Here is a 19317-nt window from a genome sequence, read left to right as displayed (position 1 = left end):
CGGCCGGGTTTGGGCAAGCTGGAGCGCGCAGAACGGGCGGTCGGGGGCTCGGCGGGACAGCCGGGTATGCGTCCGAGAGGAATGATGCGGACGCCCTGTGGAGGCCCGAGTAATGCTCACCCCTGATGACGTGCGGAATGTCGTCTTCGGCCGGGCTTGGCGCAAAGAGCGCGGATACGACGAGGCGGAGGTCGACCACTTCCTGGGGAGGGTCGAGGCGACGCTGCGCGGCAAGCAACTGGTGACCGCTCGCGACGTGCTCACGACCAAGTTCAGTCCTCGCGCTCGAGGTGGGCGCGCTTACAAGAAGGTCCAGGTGGACGAGTTCCTGGACAAGGTCGCGCTGACCCTGATGAAGCTCGAGGTGCGCGCCGACGAGCGCCGCAAGTCGCGTCCGGCCGAGGAACCGGCCCGCGGTTCCGGCGAGACCGCGAAGAAGCCCGAGGAAGTGGCGGGGGAGCGGCTGCCCCAGCGGCCGGTCCGCGAACCGGCGCAGATCGTCGAGGCCGCCGCACCCCGCGAGGTGGCGCCCGAGCGGTTCCGGGGCTTGCAGCCGGCGACCTCGCAGAGCTCCGCGCTGGACAAGGCCGAGGTCGACGCGTTCATGGACCGGGTTCAGGCGACCTTGCGCGGCATGGACGACCTCACGCCCAACGATGTCCTCAACGCCGTGTTCAACCCGCCGGCCCCCGGCATGCCCGGGTACGACGAAGCGGGCGTTCTCGCGTTCCTGGTCATGGTGTCCTCCAGCATCCGCAACATCACCCGCAGCACCGGCACGAACATGCGCCCGGTGACCGCGACGGGGACGAACATGCGTCCGGTGTCGGCGGGTGCCGGGCCCGCCACGGGGACGAACATGCGCCCGGTTCCGGCTGGTGCCGGGCCCGCGACCGCGACGAACATGCGCCCGGTGACCGGCACGGGCACGAACATGCGCCCCGTGAGCACGGGGACGAACCTGCCTCCCGCGACCGGCACCACCCCGCCGCCGGTGGCAGCGCAGACCGGTGCCTTCCCCGCGCACGTCGGTGACAACCGCGCGGCACGGCAGCGGATGATCCCCGGTCGCCGGCGGCCGCCGCGGCGCTGAAGCGGCCGTCGTGCGGTTGCCCGGTCCGGTAGGTTCTCCGGCGTGGACGGTCAGCGCTCCGAGAAGCTGCGACGGTACTGGGACAACTCCGCGGCGTCCTATGACGGCGTCATGGCGCGATTCGACCGCTACCTGGCGCGCGACAGTAGGCAGTGGGTCTGCTCCCGAGCCTGGGGCGACGTGCTCGAGGTCGCGGTCGGCACGGGCCTCAACCTGCCGCTCTACCCGGCGGGCACCCGCCTGACCGCGATCGAGTGGAGTCCGGGCATGCTCCGGCTCGCGCAGCAGCGCCGAGCCGAGCTCGGCGTCGAGGCCGAGCTGCGGGAGGGCGACGCGCGCTCGCTGCAGTTCCCCGACGGGGCGTTCGACACCGTGGTCTGCACGTTCTCGCTGTGCGCGATCCCCGACCACGAGCAGGCGATCGCCGAGATGCACCGGGTGCTGCGTCCCGACGGCGTGCTGCTGCTGGCCGACCACGTGGTGAGCACCGCGTGGCCGGTGCGGGTGGTGCAGCGTCTCGCGGAGCTGGTGACGGTGCCGAAGGGCGGCGAGCACTTCCGCCGCCGCCCTTCGCAGCGCCTCCCCGCAGCGGGCTTCGAGGTGACCGAGTCCGAGCGCTTCAAGCTCGGGCTCATCGAACGCCTCGCCGCGGGCAAGCGCGCCTGACTCAGCTGGAGGCGATCGCCTTGATCACCGCGTCCTGGAAGGCGGGCAGGTCGTCCGGGTTGCGGCTGGTGACCAGGTTGTCGTCGATGACGACCTGCTGGTCGGTGACCTCGCCGCCCGCGTTGCGGATGTCGGTGCGGATGCTGGGGAACGACGTCAGCTGCCGCCCCCGGACCACGTCGGCCTCGACCAGCGTCCAGGGTCCGTGGCAGACCGCCCCGACCGGTTTGCCCGCGCTGACGAAATCGCGGACGAACGAGACCGCGGTGCCGTTGCGGCGCAGCTGATCGGGGTTGATGGTGCCGCCCGGCAGCACCAGCGCGTCGTAGTCGCGCACCGAGACCTGGTCGACCTCGCGGTCGACCGGGAACGTCTCGCCCTTGTCGATGTCGCCGTTCATCGCCTGGATCTGCCCGGCCTGCAGCGACACGAGCTCGACCTGACCGCCCGCCTGTTCGATGGCCTCGCGCGGCCCGGTCAGCTCGACCTGCTCGACGCCGTGGGTGGCCAGCACGGCGACCTTCCGGCCGCTGAGCTCCTCAGCCATGGTGGAACCTCCTCTCGCGGGTATCCGCTCGCACAGGTACCCGCGGGGGAGGTGTCCCAAACCGCGTCCACTGGGGACGGGGTCAGCCGCCGATCTCGGCCTTCCAAGCCGACTTCTGCGCATCGGTGGCGAAGCTGGCGTCGAAGGAGTTGCGTGCCAAGGTTTTCAGCTGATCGTCGGTGAGGCCGAGATCGCTGCGCAGCGCGGCGAAGTTGTCGTCCACGTAACCCCCGAAGTAGGCGGGGTCGTCGCTGTTGACGCACACCAGCAGGCCTGCGTCGAGCATCGCCGGCAGCACGTGGTCGGAGAGCTTGTCCACCGCCCGGAGGGCCACATTGGACAGTGGGCAGACGGTCAGCGGGATCTGCTCGTCGCGGAGCCGGGCCACCAGCTCCGGGTCCTCCATCGCACGGATGCCGTGGTCGATGCGCTCGACTCCCAGCACGTCGAGGGCGTCGCGCACGTAGTCCGGCCCGCCCTCCTCGCCCGCGTGGGCGACGCGGTGCAGGCCCTCGGCGGCCGCCCGCTGGAAGACCTCCACGAACGGTGCGGGCGGGTGCCCGACCTCGGCGGAATCCAGGCCCACCCCGATGAAGCGCTCCCGGTAGGGCAGCGCATGCCGGAGCATCTCGGCCGCGGCCTCGGGTCCCTTGTCGCGCAGGAAGCACAGGATGAGATCGGTGGACACCTGGGAATCGCTCAGCGCGCCGGTGATGCCCTCGAACACCGCGCCCAGCGGCACGTCGTTGGCCAGGTGCACCTGCGGGTCGAAGAAGATCTCCGCCCGGCGGACCCCGGCCCGCTCGGCGCGCGCGAGGTAGGCGCTGGTCAGGTCGTAGAAGTCCTGATCGGTGCGCAGCACCGGCAGGTTCGCGTAGTAGAGGTCCAGGAACGACTGCAAATCGCTGAAGTCGTACTTCGCCCGGAGTTCGTCGAGGTCGCTGGTCGGCAGCTCGACGCCGTTGCGCCCGACCAGCTCGACCAGCATCTCCGGTTCGAGGGTTCCCTCGATGTGAATGTGCAGTTCCGCAGTCGGCAACATGTGAATTCCTCCCCTGGGCAAACCTACCGGGGCGCTCAGACCACCGGCGGAGCGGCGGGGGGAGAGGGCTCGCCTGGGATCTCGGTGCAGGTCAGGCCGTCGGAATCAGCCGGTGTTCCGGTGAGGTCGCGAGCGTCCTGCTGGCCGAGCGCGCTGCAGGGCACGAACCGGCCGTCCACCAGCAGAGGTCTGCGGATCGCGCCCAGCGCGCCGTAGGCCAGCACATCCGCGGCGCGTCCGGTCTCGAGCTCGATGCGCTCAGGGCCGTGCAGCCGGACGAGCCGGTAGCGCTCGCCGCGCCCCTCGCACACGTCGAGGACCTGCCGCTGCGCGGCTGTCGCGAGCCACACCGCGTGGTGCTCGACGACGCCGGGCGCCGAGACGAGCACGGCGGGTCGCTGCCCGTCGCGGGCGCGCACCCCGGAGGCCCACACCGCCGACAGGCCGGTGCACCGCGCCGTCAGCGCCACGACCGGGCCTTCCAGGCCGAGCTCCTCGCGCAACCAGGTGATCTTGCTCGGGCAGGCGTTCGACCCGTAGGCGAGCACGGGCCACCGGGCCGAGAGCGGTTCGGTCCCGGCCTCGGCGAGGACGTCGTCGAGATCCGCCGCACCGGCGCGCCAGCCCGACGGTGCGGCGGCGTCGGGCGACAGGCGCCACCCGGCGCCGTCGAGGTGGTGGAAGGAGTGACCGGGACGGGCGCCCGGGTAGGGATCGTCCGGGAATTCGGCGTCGCGGAAGGTCGCTTCCCCCAACGTGCTCACCACGGTCATCGCTCCAACATGCCCACCGCGCACGGGTTCGCGCAAGGCGATCGGACGTCTAGGGTGCCGAGCACGCCGCCGTGGGTCGAGGAGGACGAGCACAATGGTGGACACCGTTCGCGGGCAGGTCCCGGCCGATCAGCTGGGCACGGTTCTCATGCACGAGCACGTCTTCGTGCTGGACGAGGAGATTCGCCGCAACTACCCCGAGTTCTGGGACGAGGAGGAGCGGGTCGCCGATGCGATCCGGCGGCTCCGGGAGATGGTCTCGCGCGGGGTCAGCACGATCGTCGACCCGACGGTGATCGGACTCGGCCGCGACGTCGAGCGGGTCGCGCGCATCAACGCCGAGGTCGACCTCAACATCATCGTCGCCACCGGTCTCTACACCTACGACGCCGTGCCCCTGTCGCTGCGGATGCTCGGTCCCGGAACGCTGCTCGGCGGGGAGGACCCGTTGGTGGGGATGTTCGTCAAGGACATCACCGAGGGCATCGCGGGCACCGGTATCAAGGCCGCGTTCCTCAAGTGCGCCATCGAGGAGGAGCTCACTCCGGGGGTGGAGCGGGTGCTCAACGCCGTGGCCGAGGCGCACCAGCGGACCGGTGCGCCCATCACCGTGCACACCAGCCCCGGGCACCGCACCGGCCTGGTGGCCCAGGAGGTGTTGCGGCGCAGCGGTGTCGACCTCGGGCAGGTCGTCATCGGCCACAGCGGCGACACGACCGACACCGACTACCTGCGGGAGCTCGTCGACAACGGTTCCTACCTCGGGATGGACCGGTTCGGCCTGGAACTGCTGCTGCCCACCGACGAGCGGGTGGCCACCATCGCCGAGCTCGCCGACGCCGGGCTGGCGGATCGGATGGTCCTGGCCCACGACGCCTCCTGCCACAACTCCTGGTTCCCGCACGGGCTGGTCGAGGAGTCGCTGCCGAACTGGCACTTCACGCACATCCACGACGCCGTGCTGCCGGCGCTGCGCGAGGCGGGTGTGACCGAGCAGCAGCTGACGACGATGCTGGTGGACAACCCGCGCCGGTACTTCGGCTGAGCCGGCGGGCGTTTACAAAGAGGAGGCCCTCGCCTACTTTCGGATCGAGTTCGTTCCGTAAGGGGGGCAGATGAGCAGTCGCAGTGACCTGCCTGCGCACCGGAGGGCCGCGATCGCCGGTCTCGGCATGACCGAGATGGGCAAGGTCTACGGCCGCTCCGCGCAGCAGTTCGCCGCAGAGGCGGTGCGCCGGGCCGTGGACGACGCCGGGTTGCGGCTGAACGACGTCGACGGCCTGCTCGTGTCGGCCGGGCTGAACGGCGGTGTGGACCTGAGCCTGCAGGACGACCTCGGGCTGGAAGATCTGCGGCTGCTCAGCCAGATGCAGTCGTTCGGCTCCACGGCCGGGGCGATGGTCCAGCACGCCGCGATGGCGGTCGAGAACGGCATGGCCGACACCGTGGTCTGCGTGTTCGCCGACGCGCCGCTGCGCGAGGGAACCTCCAGCGGAGCGGCCTACGCGGCCGACCGCTACTCGCCGAAGGGCTGGGGCGGGCTGATCGCCAGCAGCGGTTTCACCGGCCCCAACTCCTTCTACGCGCTGGCCGCCCGACGCCACATGCAGACCTACGGCACGACCAGCAAGCAGCTCGGTCAGATCGCCGTCGCCCAGCGCGACTGGGCCGCGCTGAACCCGCTGGCGCGCTTCCGGGAGCCGATGGACATCGCCGACCACCAGGAGTCCCGGCTGGTCGCCGAGCCCTTCCGGCTGTTCGACTGCTGCATGGTCTCCAACGGCGGGATCGCCGTCATCGTCACCAGGGGAGACCGGGCGGCCGCGCTGGCACAGCCGCCGGTGTCGGTGCTGGGGTGGGCGCAGGCGCACCCGGGCCGGTCGATGCGGCGCGACGACGACCTCGGCCTGGTCAGCGGTGCGGCACAGGCGGGACCGGAGGCGCTGCGGATGGCAGGCGTGTCGCTGGGCGACATCGACCTCGCCCAGCTCTACGACTGCTACACCTTCACCGTGCTGCTGACGCTGGAGGACTACGGTTTCTGCGCCAAGGGCGAGGGCGGCGAGTTCGTCGCGACGCCCGGGGTTCTCGGCCCCGGCGGATCACTGCCGGTCAACACCGGGGGCGGGCAGCTGTCGTCCTACTACATGTGGGGCATGACGCCGCTGTCGGAAGCGATCATCCAGGCACGCGGCCACGCCGGCGACCGCCAGGTGCCCGACCACGAGCTGCTGCTGGTGTCGGGCAACGGCGGGATCTTCTCCCACCACAGCACGCTCGTGCTGTCCGCCTGAAGGAGGCTCGATGGCCCTCGTCCCGGTCGCCAGAGACCGCGCCAGCGCGGCGTTCTTCGACGGAACCCGCCTCGGCGAACTCCGCCTCCCGCGACGCCGCGACACCGGCGAGTACCTGAGCCCGCACACCCCCATCGCGCCGGACGACGACGTGGAGCAGGTCGCGGCGAGCGGGGCCGGGCGCGTCGTCTCCTGGTCCGCGGTGCACCACAAGCTCCCCGACGGCGGATCGTTCCGCCTGGTGGTCGGGATCGTCGAACTCGACGAAGGTCCCTGGTGGTGGACCCGTCTCGACGAGGTCGATGGCGAGGCCGACCTCACCGACATGCGCGTCCAGGTCGCGTTCGAGCCCTCGGGACCGGAACCGGAGCACGAGGTGGTCCCGTACTTCCGCCCCGCGAGAGGGTGATGGTTGCAACCACGGGCGCATGACACCGGGCGCGGCCCGGATGAGACTGGAAGATCCGCTCCGCCGGTGAAAGGCCAGTGATGTCATCGGAATCCCACGGCTCCCGAGGGCCCCGGGTGTTCGTCTCCTACGCCCACGACGCCGAAGACCACATGAACCACGTCCGGGAGTTCGCGACGTTCCTGCGAGCCCAGGGAGTCGACGCCGAGCTCGACCGGTGGGACAACCAGGACCGGCGGGACTGGCTGGCCTGGGCCATCTCCGAGATGCGCGCCGCGGACTTCGTGCTGGTGATCGCCTCACCGATGTTGGCCCGCATGGGGGACGGCTCTGCACCCTCGAAAGTCCATCGCGGGATCCAGACGGAAACCGCGCTGCTGCGCGAACTCCTGCACTCCGATCGCGAGGTGTGGTTCCGCAAGGTCCTCCCCGTGGTCCTTCCCGGCGGAGACCTCGGCGGCATCCCGCTGTTCCTGCAGCCCTACAGCGCGTCCCACTACTTCGTGCGGGAGTTCAGCGAGGCGGGCGCCGAGCAGCTGCTGCGGACGCTCGGCGGGGATCCGGAACATCCGAGCCCGCCGCTGGGCGGGTCGGATCCCGGACCGCACACCGCCGCCCGCGCCTCAGCCACCGCGGCAGCGGAGATCTTCGCGTTGGTGGACGCCCTGCTGGAGGTGCCGACCGTCGCCGACGACGAGAGCCGCAAGCTGCTGCTCGGCCAACTCCGCCCGGAGATCCGCAACTCGGTGGCGGGGAATCCGCGCGCCCGCCTGCACGTGATGAACATCGTGACGACCTGCCGGAACTACGACGGAGGTGTGCAGGAACTGGTCCGCGCGCTGCGGGAGGTGGAGGGTGACTCGCTGCCCGTCCGGCGGGTCCGCGAGATCGTGACCGACGTTGGTGCGGACGGGTGAGCGGGCTAATCGGAGTTGCCGCGCACGGCGGTTGCGGTGGTTCGCACGGACCGGCCTGCCGCCCCCGATCGGACCATGTTCCGCGCTGACGCCCTGGGGGAGAATGACATTGGAGGCATGCGCAACCACGGGGTTGTCCAATCACTGGGGAGGCTGAGCATGACCTCGATCGGGGACCTGATGTCAGAGCTGCCGGACCTGACAACGATGTCGCTGGCAGAGCTCCGCACCACCCGCTCACCGGAACTGGTGGCAGCTCTCGAACGCGAGCTGACCGGCAGCGGCACCGCACCTGCCGATGAGATCCAGGGCCAGAGCGATTAGCGAACGCTTCGCGCGGGCCGACGGCCGGGAGCCGCTGACCGTTCCGGCGAGCGAGCGGGACGCGCTTCGGATGCACCGGCTCAGCCCGGAGTTGTTCGGGCAGCTGTGCAGCGGAACGGCCGGCACCGCAACGATGCGGGCGCTGGCCACCAGCGAGTGGAGCCGACGCCGCCTGCAGCTGCGTGCCGTCCTGGAAACGGCTGTCGACCAGCGGTCTTCCGCGGCCGTCGACGCGGCCTGGCGACTGCTCGAACGCGCCGAGACCCGCTCGGCCGAAGAGGTCCGGGCGGTCCTGATGAGCCCGGGCGTGGGGGTGTGGCTCCGGCACGTCCTGCACCAGGCGCAGCAGAGCGGCGACCTGGACCTGGAACACCTGAACCTGGTGGCGGCAGCGGCCGCACTGCGCACCGGGATCCCCTTCGCACTAACGGTTCCCGTTTCCCACGGCTGCGTCGTGCTGCCGTCGCTGGGGTGGGTCCGCGTCCGGATGAGCTTCCCCGTCGCCCGGGCCGAGCTGCGCAGCGTTCCCGGGGGAGCGGAGCTCACCGCCCTGCGGCGGAGCCTGGACCTCCGGCTGGACGCCGATTCGCCGCACTTCACCCGTTCTTGGTCGCACACCACGCCGCGCTCGGCGGCCGGTGAGCTGACGGTGGCGATCGACGACCACGATCCCTACCGGGAGTTCGGCGATCCGCGCCCGCCGCGCCCGTTGGACGAGGACGAACGCGGGGAGTGGACCAAGCTGATCGACGCGGCGTGGGCGGAGCTCAGTGAGCTCCAGCCCGAGCGGGCCCGGGAACTCGCGGCATGCATCGGCACGATCAGTCCGCTGGAACCGGAGTCGGGAACGATTGGCGCCTCCTCGCGCGGCGCGTTCGGCGCCATCGCGATGTCACCAGTGGCCTCGCCCGAGATGATGGCGGAGGTGCTGGTCCACGAGCTCCAGCACAACAAGCTCAACGCGCTGATGAACCTCGTCGAGATCGCGGTCGACGACGGAACGCGGTACCTCGCCCCGTGGCGCGCCGACCCGCGGCCGCTCCCGGGGCTGCTGCACGGCGTGTACTCCTTCGCCGCCGTGGTCGAGTTCTGGGAGCTGCGCAGGAACACCGGCGAGGAATCCGCCCGGCGGCAGGCGGATTTCCACTTGGCCCACCACCGCGAACAACTTCGCCGCGCGATGGCCTCGATCGACTCCGCCGCCGGGCTGACCGCGCTGGGCCGCGGGCTGGTCGGGGCCGTAGCCCGGCGGCTCGCGGCGAGCGAGGAGGTGGAAGTCTCTCCCGAGACCGCGGAGATCGCGGCGGCGCTGTGCGAGGAACACCGGCTGGCTTGGAGGATCCGCAACCTCGCGCCGGACGAGAGCGTGGTGCGCGCTGCCGTCGACGCGTGGTCGTGCCGCGGAACCCCGCCGGACGTGGGCGAAGGAGCGGTCGTCGCCGACCGGCGGCGCGTCGGGACCTCCGCCCGGCCCCGGTTGCTGCGGCTGCGAGCCCTCGACCCGCCTGCATTCGACCGCCTCGCCCAGGACCCCGATGTGGCGCTCGTGGCCGGCAGCCCGGAACGAGCGCTGCGGGGGTACGTCGAAGCACTGGCGATCGACGGGGGCGACCACGGAGCCTGGGTGGGGCTCGGGCTGGCGATGCGCGCTTCCGGAGCGCGCACCGGAGGGACCCTGGTGTCCCACCCGGAGCTCGTGGTCGAGGTCCACCGCCGAGTCGTGGCTCTCGGCGGTGCGCCTCCTCCTGCTGTCGAGTTCGCGGAGTGGTTCGCCGCGGGCTAGAGCTGCATCGTGTCCGTCTCGGTGTCGAGGCGGACGCCCGCGGCCGCCGCCAGGACGTCGGGATGCTCGGATCCGAGCGCGCCGCGCAGCGCCTGCACCGCCTTGCTCTGCAGGATCGCCGACTCGTCGTGCCTGCCGAGCAGGGCAAGGTCGAGCGACCGGTTGAACGTCGCCGCCAGCGTCGCCGGGTGCTCGGCGCCGAGCACCCGCTCGAACCGCGCCGCGGTGTCCTCGTCCAGCTCGTGCGCGGCCTCGGCATCGCCGCCCGCCGCCAGGTCGCTGGCCATGTTCGTCGCCGCGACCAGGGCGAACGGGTGGTCGGCGGTGAACGCCGAGCGGAAGGCGCTCACCAGCCGCTGGTTGAGCTTGAGCGCCTGATCCGGCTTGCCCAGCAGCCGGTTGATCACCGCGAGGTTGGTCAAGGTCACCAGGGTGAACGGGTGCTCGGATCCGTTGGCCCTGGCCAGCGTCTCCGCGCTCTGCTCGCCCAGCTCGAGCGCCTTCTCCAGCTCGCGGAGCTTGCGATGGCTCGCCGAGACGTTCATCAGCGTCGTCGCGGAGTCCTCGTGGACCGGGCCGAGTCGCCGGACCGCGCGCTCGTGGCACTCCACGGCCAGCTCGTGCGCGGCCTCGTAGTCACCGGTGCGCAGCTTCGCCACGGCCAGGCTCCGCGCCGCGGCGCGGGTGGTCGCGTGATCGTCGCCGAAGAGCCTGCGTTCCTTCGCCAGCGCGTCGGCCTGCGTGCGCTCGGCGTCCCAGTACTGCCCGCACTCGCGCTGGTCGATCGCCAGCGCGTTGAGCGAGGACAGTGTGCCGACGTTGTCGGAACCCAGCAGCTCGACCCGCTTGCGCCAGGTCTGCTCGTCGAGCTCGCGGGCGCGGGAGAACTGGCCCGCCAGGCGGAGCGCGCCGCAGTAGTTGTAGGCGTAGCGCAGTGTTTCGGGATCGTCCTCGCCCAGCAGCCTGCGTGCCCTGTCGTGGACGTCCTTGCGGGTCTCCAGCTCCTGGGCGAACTCGCCGTGGACGCGCTGATCGGTGGCCAGGACGTCGGCCATGGTCATGAGGTGCTCGCTGTCGGGCTCGACCTGGTCCTGCAACAGCCGGTAGGTCCGCTGGTTGAGATCGCGCCCCTTGCGCAGCTGCCCGAAGCGCCGCAGCGCGATGCCGTGCTGCCGGGCCATCTGGAGGGTGTCGAGATGGGTTTCGCCGAGCTTGGCGGTGAGTTCCTGCCACGCCTCGCCGGAGAGGTCCCGGGCGCCTTCGTAGTCCCCGATGTTGAGCAGGAACTGGATCAGGTGCACCGAGACCCTGCGGACCCACTCGTCGTCGCAGCGCGCGGCTCCGGAGAGGGCGAAGTGGGGGAGCATGTTCTCGTAGCGCGGCCAGTTCTCCGACTCGGTCGGATCCGACGGTGCACCGGAAGCGAGCAGCAGGTGCACGATGTGGCGCATGTCTTCATGTTCTTCGGCCGCGACCTGATTCCGCAGGACGGTTTGCACCAGTCTGTGGAGTTGCAGGGTGTTTCTGCGGTGATCAATTTTCGCGAGGCTGTACCGGCTGAATTCACGAATGGCTCTGTTGAGCTTGATCGGATCCATGATCGCTTCGCGCAACTCATCGGGAACCGGAATTCCGCGGGCGTGCGAGAAATAATCCCGGCTGATCGGTTCCGGGCCGAAAAACGCACATATCTGCAGGAGTTGGAGCGCCGCGGGATGCTCGGTGCGCAACCGCGACAACGTCACGTTCCACACCGCCGCGACCGGGAGGTCGGTGTCGCTGCGGTTGGTCGATTCGAGCAACTCGCTGCGCCCCGCGTTGAGCAGTTCGATGTACTCCCGCACCGGCATCCCGGTCTGCGAGCGCCAGGCCGAGGCCTGCTCGATCGCCAGGGGCAGGTCGCCGAGCGCGTCGGCCAGCAGGTCCGCCTCGTCCTGGCCGATCGTGTCGTCCCGCCTGCGCAGCAGCTCCTCGCTCTCCCGGCGGGTGAACAGGTCGACCTCGACGGTGCGCGCGATCCCGGACCAGTCGGGGTTGCGGGAGGTCACGATGACGTGCCCGCCGACGGCCGGGATGAACGGGCGCAGGTCGTCCGGCCGGTCGGCGTTGTCGAAGACCAGGAGCCACCGCGCGAACGGGGTTCGCCTGCGCAGCGCATCGACCACGGAGGCCACGGCCGCTTCGGCGGTGCTGGCGGCGGGCAGGCCGATCTGCCTGGCGAGCTCGACGAAACCGGCCCTGATCTGGGTGAGGCGTTCGGCGCTGACCCACCAGATGAGGTCGTAGTCGGCCGCGTGGCGGTAGATGTACTCGACGACGGTCTGCGTCTTGCCCACGCCGCCGAGCCCGTGCAGCGCTTCCGGGAGAACGGCGGTCGTGCCGGGCTCGGCGAGCTGGGAGTGCAACTGCTCGAGGAGTTCGCTTCGGCCCACGAATCCCGGGTTGCGGAGCGGGATCTCGCCGCCCCAGACGGTGGGCTGATCGGCGGGTGGACCACCTTCTGCTGGCTGGGCGTAACCGGGTGCGGTCACGTCACCTCCTTCTGGGAGGGATGGTGCTGCCTCTGCTCGGCCGGGCAGAGACTGGGTCGGCGTCAATTGGTCTTCCTTCGCTTGCTCGTCTTCCATCGGCTCGCTTTCGCGATCCGGCCGCCAAGGTGAAATCGGAATCTCAGCTGATTTCACCGCGACGCTCGGCTCGTCCGCAATCCTTCTCAACATCTCTCGCCCGATGTGATTGGCGCGCCCCAGATGCGCTCCGCTGAGCGCGCGCAGCAGTGTTCGCTGGACTTCGAGATAGGGCGCGTTCTCGTCGTTGAAATCTGGATAATTCGCGGATTCCGGGTGATCGACGGCTTCTTTGAAGTTTCGCAGAGCCGGATTGTGATCGCCCCAGTCGGCGATCACCCTGGCGACGCGCACGGAATCGGCGCGGTGCCCGGTGGAGAGCAGTTCGGCGCGCAGCCCGTCCTTGAAGTCGTGCGTGGGCGTGGCGGGATCCCGCGCCGACGTGCTGGGGCGGATGCGTTCGAGGAGGCCGCCGAGCACCACCTCTGCCAGCACCGAGAGGTCGGAGTCGGGCAGCATCACCCGCTGGACCTGGCGCATGATCGGAGTGCTGAGCGGCACTGCCGCCAGCAGGCCGGCCAGTTCGAAGGCCTGCGGGGACGCGAAGGTGCGGAACCGCAGCAGCTGATCCTCGGCGGTCTCGTCGTCGACCTCGGGCGCTTCGTCGGTGACCTCCTCCTCGGGGGTCAGCGGGTCGGCGAGCACCGCGGTGGTCTCGATCCAGCCCGAACCGGGCCGAGCTACCAGCTGCGACCAGCCCTCGAGCCATTCGGCCGACTGCTCCAGCACCGGGATCGGTACCGCTCCCGGGGTGTGGAACTCGGCCGGTTCGACGCGGAAGTGCGCACGCAGGCGCTGATGGGGAGAGCCCGCGGCGGGCGTCGAGAGGCGCACCGGTCGTGGCGCGATCCCGCCCCAGTGCCAGAGCCGGCGCGGCATCGTGTGCAGCACCGCCGTGGGTGTGCGAGCGCCCCAACGGGCGAGCAGTCGGGCGACGGCGCCGCTGCGCCATCCCGCTCCGATCGTGTCGCTGGCCACCAGGACCAGGCGTTCGCCCGCCGGGTCGAGGAGTTCGCGCCAGCCGCGCGCCTGGTCCGATCCCTCGGCGGTGATCACGAGCTCGCCGGCGGTCTGAGCCGAGCAGTCGACGTGGAAGACGCGGACGTCGCGGAAGGCCCCGAGACGTTCCAGCATGCGCCGGAACTCGCCCACCGCGGGCCGCCACAGCTCCATCGACGCGGCGGTGTCCACGACCAGCGCGACGTCGAAGCGACGCGCCTCGGCCGGGCGCCACACCGGGATCCACTGGCCGGACTCGGCGGCGCGCACCGCTGTGGCCTCCTCGTCGAGCTCGGTCTTCCACCGCGACGGCACCGCCCGCGCGAACGGCCGCAACGCCCGCGCCAGTTCGCCGGCCCGGCGCAGCTTCGGCGCTGCGGAGGAGACCACCGGAGCGGTGGTCGTCTGGCCGGGGGTGCCGAGCAGGCCCGGCGGCAGCAGTCGTCGCGACTGCGGGCCGAGGTCCTGCCGGTCCCGCGACCCGGTGGGTTCCTCCGGCGGGCTCGGCTCCGGCAGGTCCTCTTCGGGCGGCGGCAGGGGATCTGCGGTGTTCTGCTCGGTGGTGCTGACAGCGTCGTCGCCGACGATCCGCCGGGCCAGCCAGAGCGCGTCGCGGACGTCGCGATAGGTGAGCTCGGCCGGGGGAGGGGTGGTCGGCGGATCGGTCATTCCGACTCCGCTGACAGCGAGTGCCACACCGCCTGCAGGAGTCCCTGCCACTCGTCCTCGTCGGCCGTGCCGGACGTGGCCATCTGCACGGCCAGGTGCACGGAGTTGAGCAGCTGATCCGCGGCCAGACCGCCGACCTCGTCGCTGCGCTGCAGGAATTCCCGCACCAGGTGGGCGATGTCGACGCGGTCGGTGTCGCCGAACTGGGCCGCGACCATGGATGCCAGCTGATCCGAGGTCGGTGGTTCGAGGTCCAGCTTGAGGCACCGGCGCAGGAACGCCGGGGGGAACTCGCGCTCGCCGTTGGTGGTGATGATGACGATCGGGAACGCCCGGCAGCGAACCACGCCACGACGCACCTCGGCGCCTCCTGCCTCGTCATGGGTGAGCACCGTGACGTTCGGCTGCCGCTTGGCGACGCGGACCAGCTCGGGGATCTCGTACTCGCCTTCCTCGACGACGTTGAGCAGGTCGTTGGGCAGGTCGATGTCGCTCTTGTCCAGCTCGTCGATGAGCAGGACCCTGGGGAGCTCGTAGGGCAGCAGCGCCGTGCCGAGCGGGCCCAGCCGGATGAAATCACCGATGTCGGGCGGGTCTTCGCCATCCCGGCGGGTCCCGGCTTCCTGCACCCGCGCGATCGCGTCGTAGTGGTAGAGCCCGCCGGTGAGCTCGGTTCGGCTGGTCACCGGCCAGCGCAGGACCGGCCCCAGCCCGAGCTCCCGTGCGATGAGGTAGGCCAGGCTCGATTTCCCGGTGCCGGGGCGGCCTGTCACCAGCAGCGGGCGGCGGAGGTGGATCGCGGCGTTGACCATCTCGACCTCGTGCCGGTGCGGGGTGCGAGGCCGCTGATCCGCGCCGCCGATGCGCCGCGCGGTCTCCCCGTCGTCCTCGGCGGGGACCGCCACCGAGCCGGTGCCGCGGAACCGGCGCCACGGCGGCGGTTCCGGCAACGACCGGAGCGGCGTTTCGCCCGCCCGCCCGGTGCCGCGGTAGATCCGCCAGTCCCCGTCGTTGCTGTCCAACGGATCGTCGTCGATGGCCACAAACTCACCCTTTCGGCGGGCGGACGAGCGTGGGAGTGACCACGCGGTCCGGATCGTCCCAGAGGACCGTGAGCGCGTTCCCGGCATGTCCCGGTTTTCGCTCCGCGCGAGCGTCGGCGCGGGCCAGCCGGACGCGTTCGAGCACCGGCTCGCCCTCGCCGTGGAGGACTCCTTTCACCAGGTCCCGGAATTCCTCGCTCGCGCAATCCTTCCGGTGCCACAGCATCAGCGGGATGCCGTCGCGCACGCCGACCACGACGTCGTCGAGTCCGCTGCTGCCGGGCTCCGGAGGTTCCCCGAGCACCATCGACAGCAGGCTCATGTCGCGCATCAGCACGCCGCCGAGCGCGTCCGGGTTCTGCCCACCGGCCCAGTGATTGGCCTCCTCCGGGAGGGTTCCGGCGTCCTGGAGCCAGCTGTTGAGGCGCTTCCAGCGCAATCGCCAGTGCCGGTGGTACTTGTCCTCGCGCATCCGCTCCAGCGCGCGCACCGAGACGGGGAACCGGGTGCCGATCGGCTGCGGGATGCTCGAGGTGGTCTCCCACGGCCACTGGTCCACGTCGAGGTTGATCAGCTCGTTCGGCAGCACGAACTCGATGCGCACGTCGGGGTCGAGGTGCGACCACTCGGTCTCGACCTGCTCGATGAGCCCCGCGACCGCGTGCTTGATCTCGTCGAGGTCGCCCACGACGTCGCTGCCGCGCATGGGTTTCCAACCCTCGCTGAGATCCAGCTGCCGCCAGTGGGCCAGGCGGCAGCGCTGACCGGAGGGGTTATCCGGGTGGATGAGCACGACCAGGTAAGCGGTCGAGCGGGATTCCGCCCGGACTTCGGGGCGCCGAGCGCACCTCGCGCGCATCGACTGCAGCTCGGCGACCAGACCCAGGCGTCCGGCCTGCGCGTCGGCCCAGGCGTGCAGTTCGGCCGACAGGTCCGCGCGCACCGTGGGTGCGAGGTGTTCGATCAGCGACAGCAGCTTGGGCAGGCCGTTGCTGTCGGCGTTGAGGACGTTGGCCGCGTTGAGATGTTCCGCGACCGTCGAGCCTGGCGGCAACCGGTGCCCGGCGGCTCCGGTGACGTGCTGGTAGATGTCGGGCAGGTCCGGGACGGAGACGCCGGAGAGCAGCGCGAGCAGGCGCTGGTACTCGGTGTCGGGCCAGAGACCGGTGGTGCGCATGTCGCCGATGATGCGGTCGACCTCGTGCATCGGCAGGGAGTTGCCCTCGACCTGACCCAGCACGTGCGACAGCGCATCGAACCCCTCGGGATGGCGGCGGCAGGCCTCGACGATGTTCCAGATGTGCTGGAACGGGTGGGCGTGCTCGGCGACGGAGAAGGGTTCGCCGAGCACCTCGCCGACGAGCTGCACGACGGTGGTGCGGCTGGACACCTCGTTCAGGAAGGGCACCCGCAACAGCGCGCTCACCAGGGTCAACGAGCTGCTTCTGCCTAACTCCGCTCCTCCGGCCATGTTCACCCCAGGCACCGATGGCATCGGGTTGAATACTAGTGAGGACGTCGGCCGCCCGACACCCTCCGGATGGGAGGAGTTTTCACTTCTCCGGAAGAGATGTTGTTCACTCGAACGCCAATGAGGATCCACAGTGGACTCACCTGCCGTGGTCGATCCGGCGCCGCGTTCGGCCGTGCGGGTGACTACGGTGCGGGGAGGGATTTCCGGGAGGACGAGTGATGATCGGTATCGAGGACGTCGAGGCCGCTGCGCGCGCGATCGAAGGGCACGTGGTGCGGACGCCGACGGTGGCCAGTCCGGGCCTGTCGGAGCTGCTCGGGGTGCCGGTCACCGCGAAGCTGGAGCTGCTGCAGCGGACCGGTTCGTTCAAGGCGCGTGGCGCGGTGGCGAAGCTCCTGTCGCTGACCGATGCCGAGCGCGCTGCCGGTGTCGTCGCGGTCAGCGGCGGCAACCACGGGATCGGGCTGGCGGTGATGGCCGGTGCTCTGGGAGTCGACGCCACCGTGGTGATGCCCCGATCCGCACCCGCGCGCGCGGTCGAGGTGGCCGAGTCCGCAGGGGCGACGGTGCGCGTCGCCGAGGACATGGCGGCGGCGTTCGCCCTCACCGAGCAGTTGCGCGTCGGCGGCAGCACGCTGGTGCACCCGTTCGACGACCCGGTGGTGATCGCCGCGCAGGGCACGGTCGGGCTGGAGTTCGCCGAGGACGCCGGCGAGCTCACCGACGTGCTGGTCAGCATCGGTGGCGGCGGCCTGATCTCGGGCGTGGCGACGGCGCTGCGCGCGAAGCGGCCCGGCGTCCGCATCTGGGGAGTGGAAACCGCGGGCGCCGAAGCCATGTCGGCGGCGTTGGCCAACGGCGGGCCGCTACCGGTGGAGCTGTCGTCGATCGTGTCGACCCTGAGCGCACCGGCGGTGTCGGAGCTGACCTACGAGCACGTGCGCGAGCTGGTCGACGACGTTCTCGTGGTGCCGGATTCCGATGCGGTGCGGGGCGTGCTGGACCTCGCGCAGCACGCGAAGCTGTGGGCGGAACCGGCGGCGGGGTGCCTGCTGCCCGCCGCCCGCCGGATCCTCGCCGAGCGCGCCGGCGTCCGGCTCGGCCTCGTCGTCTGCGGCGGCAACGCGGCCCCGGACGACGTGATGGCCTGGGCCGACCGGTTCCGGGGCTGAGCGTTGGCGGGAAACCCAGCCCCGGCGCGGGTCATTCGGACCGGTTGATCACGCGCGCGGAGGTCTGGTCGCGCGCGAGCAGCAGGATCTGGTCGACGTTGACGTGCGACGGCCGAGTCGCGACCCAGGAGACGGTCTCGGCGACGTCCTGCGCGGTCAGCGGGTTGGTCCCCTCGTAGACGGCGTCGGCCTTGTCCTGGTCGCCGCGGAAGCGGACCAGGCTGAAGTCCGTCTGCACCAGACCCGGGTCGATCTCGCACACCCGGATCGGCTCGCCGAACATCTCCAGCCGCAGCACGCGGGTCAGCGCCGCGACCGCGTGCTTCGCGGCGTTGTAGCCACCTCCGGTGGCGTAGGGCTCGCGGCCCGCGACCGACCCGATGTTGATGACCTGCCCGTCACCGGACTCCAGCAGCTTCGGCAGCAGCGCGCGGGTCACCCGCAGGGTGCCCATCACGTTGGTCTCGTACATCCACTGCCAGTCCTCGTCCTTGGCCTCCAGGAGGGTCTCCGCGCCGACCGCGCCGCCGGCGTTGTTGACCAGCAGGTCGCAGCGCTCGACGGCGGCCGTGAACGCGTCGACCGACGCCTGGTCGGTGACGTCGAGTTCCAGCGACCGGCCGCCGATCTCGTCGGTGATCTCCTGCAGCCGGTCCAGCCTGCGAGCGCCGAGCACGACCTCGAAGCCCGCGTCGGCCAGGGCCCTGGCGCTGGCCGCGCCGATCCCGCTGCTGGCTCCGGTGACCACGGCCACCGGCGTTGGCTTGCTCATCGGCACTCCTCCTCGTGCTCCACGCGTCGCCCCAACCTAACGCGAGGTGGCTGCGCCGGTCGGGAGCGACCGGGTGGTGCGATCAAGGTGTCCGGCGTTCGGGATGGTCCTTGGGGCGAGCCCTCAGGTGGGCTCGTTCGCCCTGCTTGCCGAACAGGCTCAGGAACTCCACGGACCTGCCGTCGGCGGCGCCGAACCAGTGCGGCACCCGGGTGTCGAACTCCGCGGCCTCACCCGGGGCGAGGATCAGGTCGTGCTCGCCGAGCACCATCCGCAACCGTCCATTGAGGACGTAGAGCCACTCGTAGCCCTCGTGCGTCTGCGGATCGGGTTCGGTGCGGTCGCTGCCGGCGGGAATGATCAGCTTGTAGGCCTGGATCCCGCCCGCCCGGCGGGTCAGCGGCAGCATGGTCATGCCGCCTCGCTTGACGGGCCGCAGGTGCACCCTGGGGTCACCCGTGGGCGGCGCGTCGACGAGCTCGTCGAGCGTGACCCCGTGCGCCTTGGCCAGCGGCAGCAGCAGTTCGAGAGTCGGCTTCCGGGAGCCGGATTCCAGTCTCGACAGGGTGCTCACCGAGATGCCGGTGGCGTGGGAGAGGTCGGCCAGGGTTGTTTCCCGCTGCCGCCGCAGCGCCCGCAACCGCGGTCCGACGGCTTCCAGCGCCTGCCCGAATTCCTCGTCCACCCCACCACCTTGCCACTGCGGCAACCGG

General features: G+C 70.8%; 17 protein-coding genes. 9 read left to right on the top strand and 8 right to left on the bottom strand.

Features of this window, described 5'->3' with window-relative positions:
- Positions 1–112 precede the first annotated feature (112 nt).
- The gene (locus FHU35_RS14335) at positions 113–1093 is read left to right on the top strand and encodes a DivIVA domain-containing protein (RefSeq protein WP_145739498.1); all 981 of its coding nucleotides are present in this window, start codon (positions 113–115) and stop codon (positions 1091–1093) included.
- 42 nt (positions 1094–1135) lie between these two features.
- Entirely contained in the window at positions 1136–1759 is a 624-nt protein-coding gene (locus FHU35_RS14330) for a class I SAM-dependent methyltransferase (protein WP_246110294.1), read from the top strand.
- A gap of 1 nt (position 1760) precedes the next feature.
- On the opposite strand, the gene FHU35_RS14325 is transcribed toward FHU35_RS14330, so the two are convergent.
- From FHU35_RS14325 to FHU35_RS14315, 3 genes are all read right to left on the bottom strand, one after another.
- The gene (locus tag FHU35_RS14325; RefSeq protein ID WP_145739496.1) at positions 1761–2306 is read right to left on the bottom strand and encodes a type 1 glutamine amidotransferase domain-containing protein; all 546 of its coding nucleotides are present in this window, start codon (positions 2304–2306) and stop codon (positions 1761–1763) included.
- Between the two features lie 82 nt (positions 2307–2388).
- Positions 2389–3348, bottom strand: a complete 960-nt coding sequence (locus FHU35_RS14320) for an adenosine deaminase (RefSeq protein ID WP_145739494.1) — start codon at positions 3346–3348, stop codon at positions 2389–2391.
- Between the two features lie 35 nt (positions 3349–3383).
- Complete coding sequence (locus tag FHU35_RS14315; RefSeq protein WP_145739492.1) at positions 3384–4121, bottom strand: hypothetical protein; 738 nt, start codon at positions 4119–4121, stop codon at positions 3384–3386.
- Between the two features lie 94 nt (positions 4122–4215).
- Between FHU35_RS14315 and FHU35_RS14310 the strand changes: the two genes are divergently transcribed.
- The 6 genes from FHU35_RS14310 to FHU35_RS14290 all read left to right on the top strand — a co-directional run bounded on the left by FHU35_RS14310 (position 4216) and on the right by FHU35_RS14290 (position 9848).
- Entirely contained in the window at positions 4216–5166 is a 951-nt protein-coding gene (locus FHU35_RS14310) for a phosphotriesterase family protein (protein WP_145739491.1), read from the top strand.
- 70 nt (positions 5167–5236) lie between these two features.
- The gene (locus FHU35_RS14305; RefSeq protein ID WP_145739489.1) at positions 5237–6415 is read left to right on the top strand and encodes a thiolase family protein; all 1179 of its coding nucleotides are present in this window, start codon (positions 5237–5239) and stop codon (positions 6413–6415) included.
- Positions 6416–6425: 10 nt separating this feature from the next.
- Positions 6426–6824 carry a Zn-ribbon domain-containing OB-fold protein gene (locus FHU35_RS14300; protein WP_145739487.1) on the top strand — a complete coding sequence of 133 codons (399 nt, stop codon included), beginning with the start codon at positions 6426–6428 and terminating at the stop codon, positions 6822–6824.
- 80 nt (positions 6825–6904) lie between these two features.
- Positions 6905–7741, top strand: coding sequence for an effector-associated domain 2-containing protein (locus FHU35_RS14295; protein WP_145739485.1), 837 nt, complete (start codon positions 6905–6907; stop codon positions 7739–7741).
- Between the two features lie 159 nt (positions 7742–7900).
- A complete protein-coding gene (locus FHU35_RS29295) occupies positions 7901–8065 on the top strand; it encodes a hypothetical protein (RefSeq protein ID WP_186459415.1) in 165 nt (54 codons plus the stop codon).
- Positions 8040–9848, top strand: coding sequence for an HEXXH motif domain-containing protein (locus FHU35_RS14290; RefSeq protein ID WP_145739483.1), 1809 nt, complete (start codon positions 8040–8042; stop codon positions 9846–9848). The genes FHU35_RS29295 and FHU35_RS14290 overlap by 26 nt, the downstream gene beginning before the upstream one ends.
- Here FHU35_RS14290 and fxsT read toward each other — a convergent pair.
- Genes fxsT through FHU35_RS14275 form a run of 3 tightly spaced genes read right to left on the bottom strand, consistent with a single transcriptional unit; the run spans position 9845 to position 16612 of the window.
- Positions 9845–14143 carry an FxSxx-COOH system tetratricopeptide repeat protein gene (gene fxsT, locus FHU35_RS14285; RefSeq protein WP_145739481.1) on the bottom strand — a complete coding sequence of 1433 codons (4299 nt, stop codon included), beginning with the start codon at positions 14141–14143 and terminating at the stop codon, positions 9845–9847. The two genes, FHU35_RS14290 and fxsT, sit on opposite strands and share 4 nt — an antisense overlap.
- Entirely contained in the window at positions 14140–15180 is a 1041-nt protein-coding gene (locus tag FHU35_RS14280) for an AAA family ATPase (RefSeq protein ID WP_425474140.1), read from the bottom strand. Before FHU35_RS14280 ends, fxsT begins: the two co-directional genes overlap by 4 nt.
- 10 nt (positions 15181–15190) lie before the next feature.
- Complete coding sequence (locus FHU35_RS14275; RefSeq protein ID WP_246110325.1) at positions 15191–16612, bottom strand: VMAP-C domain-containing protein; 1422 nt, start codon at positions 16610–16612, stop codon at positions 15191–15193.
- Positions 16613–16878: 266 nt separating this feature from the next.
- Here FHU35_RS14275 and FHU35_RS14270 point away from each other — a divergent pair, with 266 nt between their 5' ends.
- Positions 16879–17832, top strand: a complete 954-nt coding sequence (locus tag FHU35_RS14270) for a threonine/serine dehydratase family protein (protein WP_145739475.1) — start codon at positions 16879–16881, stop codon at positions 17830–17832.
- Between the two features lie 31 nt (positions 17833–17863).
- On the opposite strand, the gene FHU35_RS14265 is transcribed toward FHU35_RS14270, so the two are convergent.
- Together FHU35_RS14265 and FHU35_RS14260 are read right to left on the bottom strand one after the other, a co-directional pair.
- Positions 17864–18604 carry an SDR family NAD(P)-dependent oxidoreductase gene (locus FHU35_RS14265; RefSeq protein WP_145739473.1) on the bottom strand — a complete coding sequence of 247 codons (741 nt, stop codon included), beginning with the start codon at positions 18602–18604 and terminating at the stop codon, positions 17864–17866.
- Positions 18605–18686: 82 nt separating this feature from the next.
- Positions 18687–19289: a helix-turn-helix domain-containing protein gene (locus FHU35_RS14260; protein WP_145739471.1), complete on the bottom strand. Its 603-nt coding sequence runs from the start codon at positions 19287–19289 to the stop codon at positions 18687–18689.
- Positions 19290–19317 lie beyond the last annotated feature (28 nt).

It is taken from the genome of Saccharopolyspora dendranthemae (assembly GCF_007829955.1).
Classification (GTDB): domain Bacteria; phylum Actinomycetota; class Actinomycetes; order Mycobacteriales; family Pseudonocardiaceae; genus Saccharopolyspora; species Saccharopolyspora dendranthemae.
Note: the sequence above shows the minus strand (reverse complement) of the source record. Positions and strands in the feature narration are given on the sequence as shown.

What these genes read in the sequence shown, in the direction of transcription:
- FHU35_RS14290 (WP_145739483.1), top strand. Translation starts at nt 8,040, where the DNA reads ATGAGATCCAGGGCCAGAGCGATTAGCGAACGCTTCGCGCGGGCCGAC.
- FHU35_RS14325 (WP_145739496.1), bottom strand. Translation starts at nt 2,306, where the DNA reads ATGGCTGAGGAGCTCAGCGGCCGGAAGGTCGCCGTGCTGGCCACCCAC.
- FHU35_RS14315 (WP_145739492.1), bottom strand. Translation starts at nt 4,121, where the DNA reads ATGACCGTGGTGAGCACGTTGGGGGAAGCGACCTTCCGCGACGCCGAA.
- FHU35_RS14310 (WP_145739491.1), top strand. Translation starts at nt 4,216, where the DNA reads ATGGTGGACACCGTTCGCGGGCAGGTCCCGGCCGATCAGCTGGGCACG.
- FHU35_RS14270 (WP_145739475.1), top strand. Translation starts at nt 16,879, where the DNA reads ATGATCGGTATCGAGGACGTCGAGGCCGCTGCGCGCGCGATCGAAGGG.
- FHU35_RS14305 (WP_145739489.1), top strand. Translation starts at nt 5,237, where the DNA reads ATGAGCAGTCGCAGTGACCTGCCTGCGCACCGGAGGGCCGCGATCGCC.
- FHU35_RS14300 (WP_145739487.1), top strand. Translation starts at nt 6,426, where the DNA reads ATGGCCCTCGTCCCGGTCGCCAGAGACCGCGCCAGCGCGGCGTTCTTC.
- FHU35_RS14295 (WP_145739485.1), top strand. Translation starts at nt 6,905, where the DNA reads ATGTCATCGGAATCCCACGGCTCCCGAGGGCCCCGGGTGTTCGTCTCC.
- FHU35_RS29295 (WP_186459415.1), top strand. Translation starts at nt 7,901, where the DNA reads ATGACCTCGATCGGGGACCTGATGTCAGAGCTGCCGGACCTGACAACG.
- fxsT (WP_145739481.1), bottom strand. Translation starts at nt 14,143, where the DNA reads ATGACCGATCCGCCGACCACCCCTCCCCCGGCCGAGCTCACCTATCGC.
- FHU35_RS14335 (WP_145739498.1), top strand. Translation starts at nt 113, where the DNA reads ATGCTCACCCCTGATGACGTGCGGAATGTCGTCTTCGGCCGGGCTTGG.
- FHU35_RS14320 (WP_145739494.1), bottom strand. Translation starts at nt 3,348, where the DNA reads ATGTTGCCGACTGCGGAACTGCACATTCACATCGAGGGAACCCTCGAA.
- FHU35_RS14265 (WP_145739473.1), bottom strand. Translation starts at nt 18,604, where the DNA reads ATGAGCAAGCCAACGCCGGTGGCCGTGGTCACCGGAGCCAGCAGCGGG.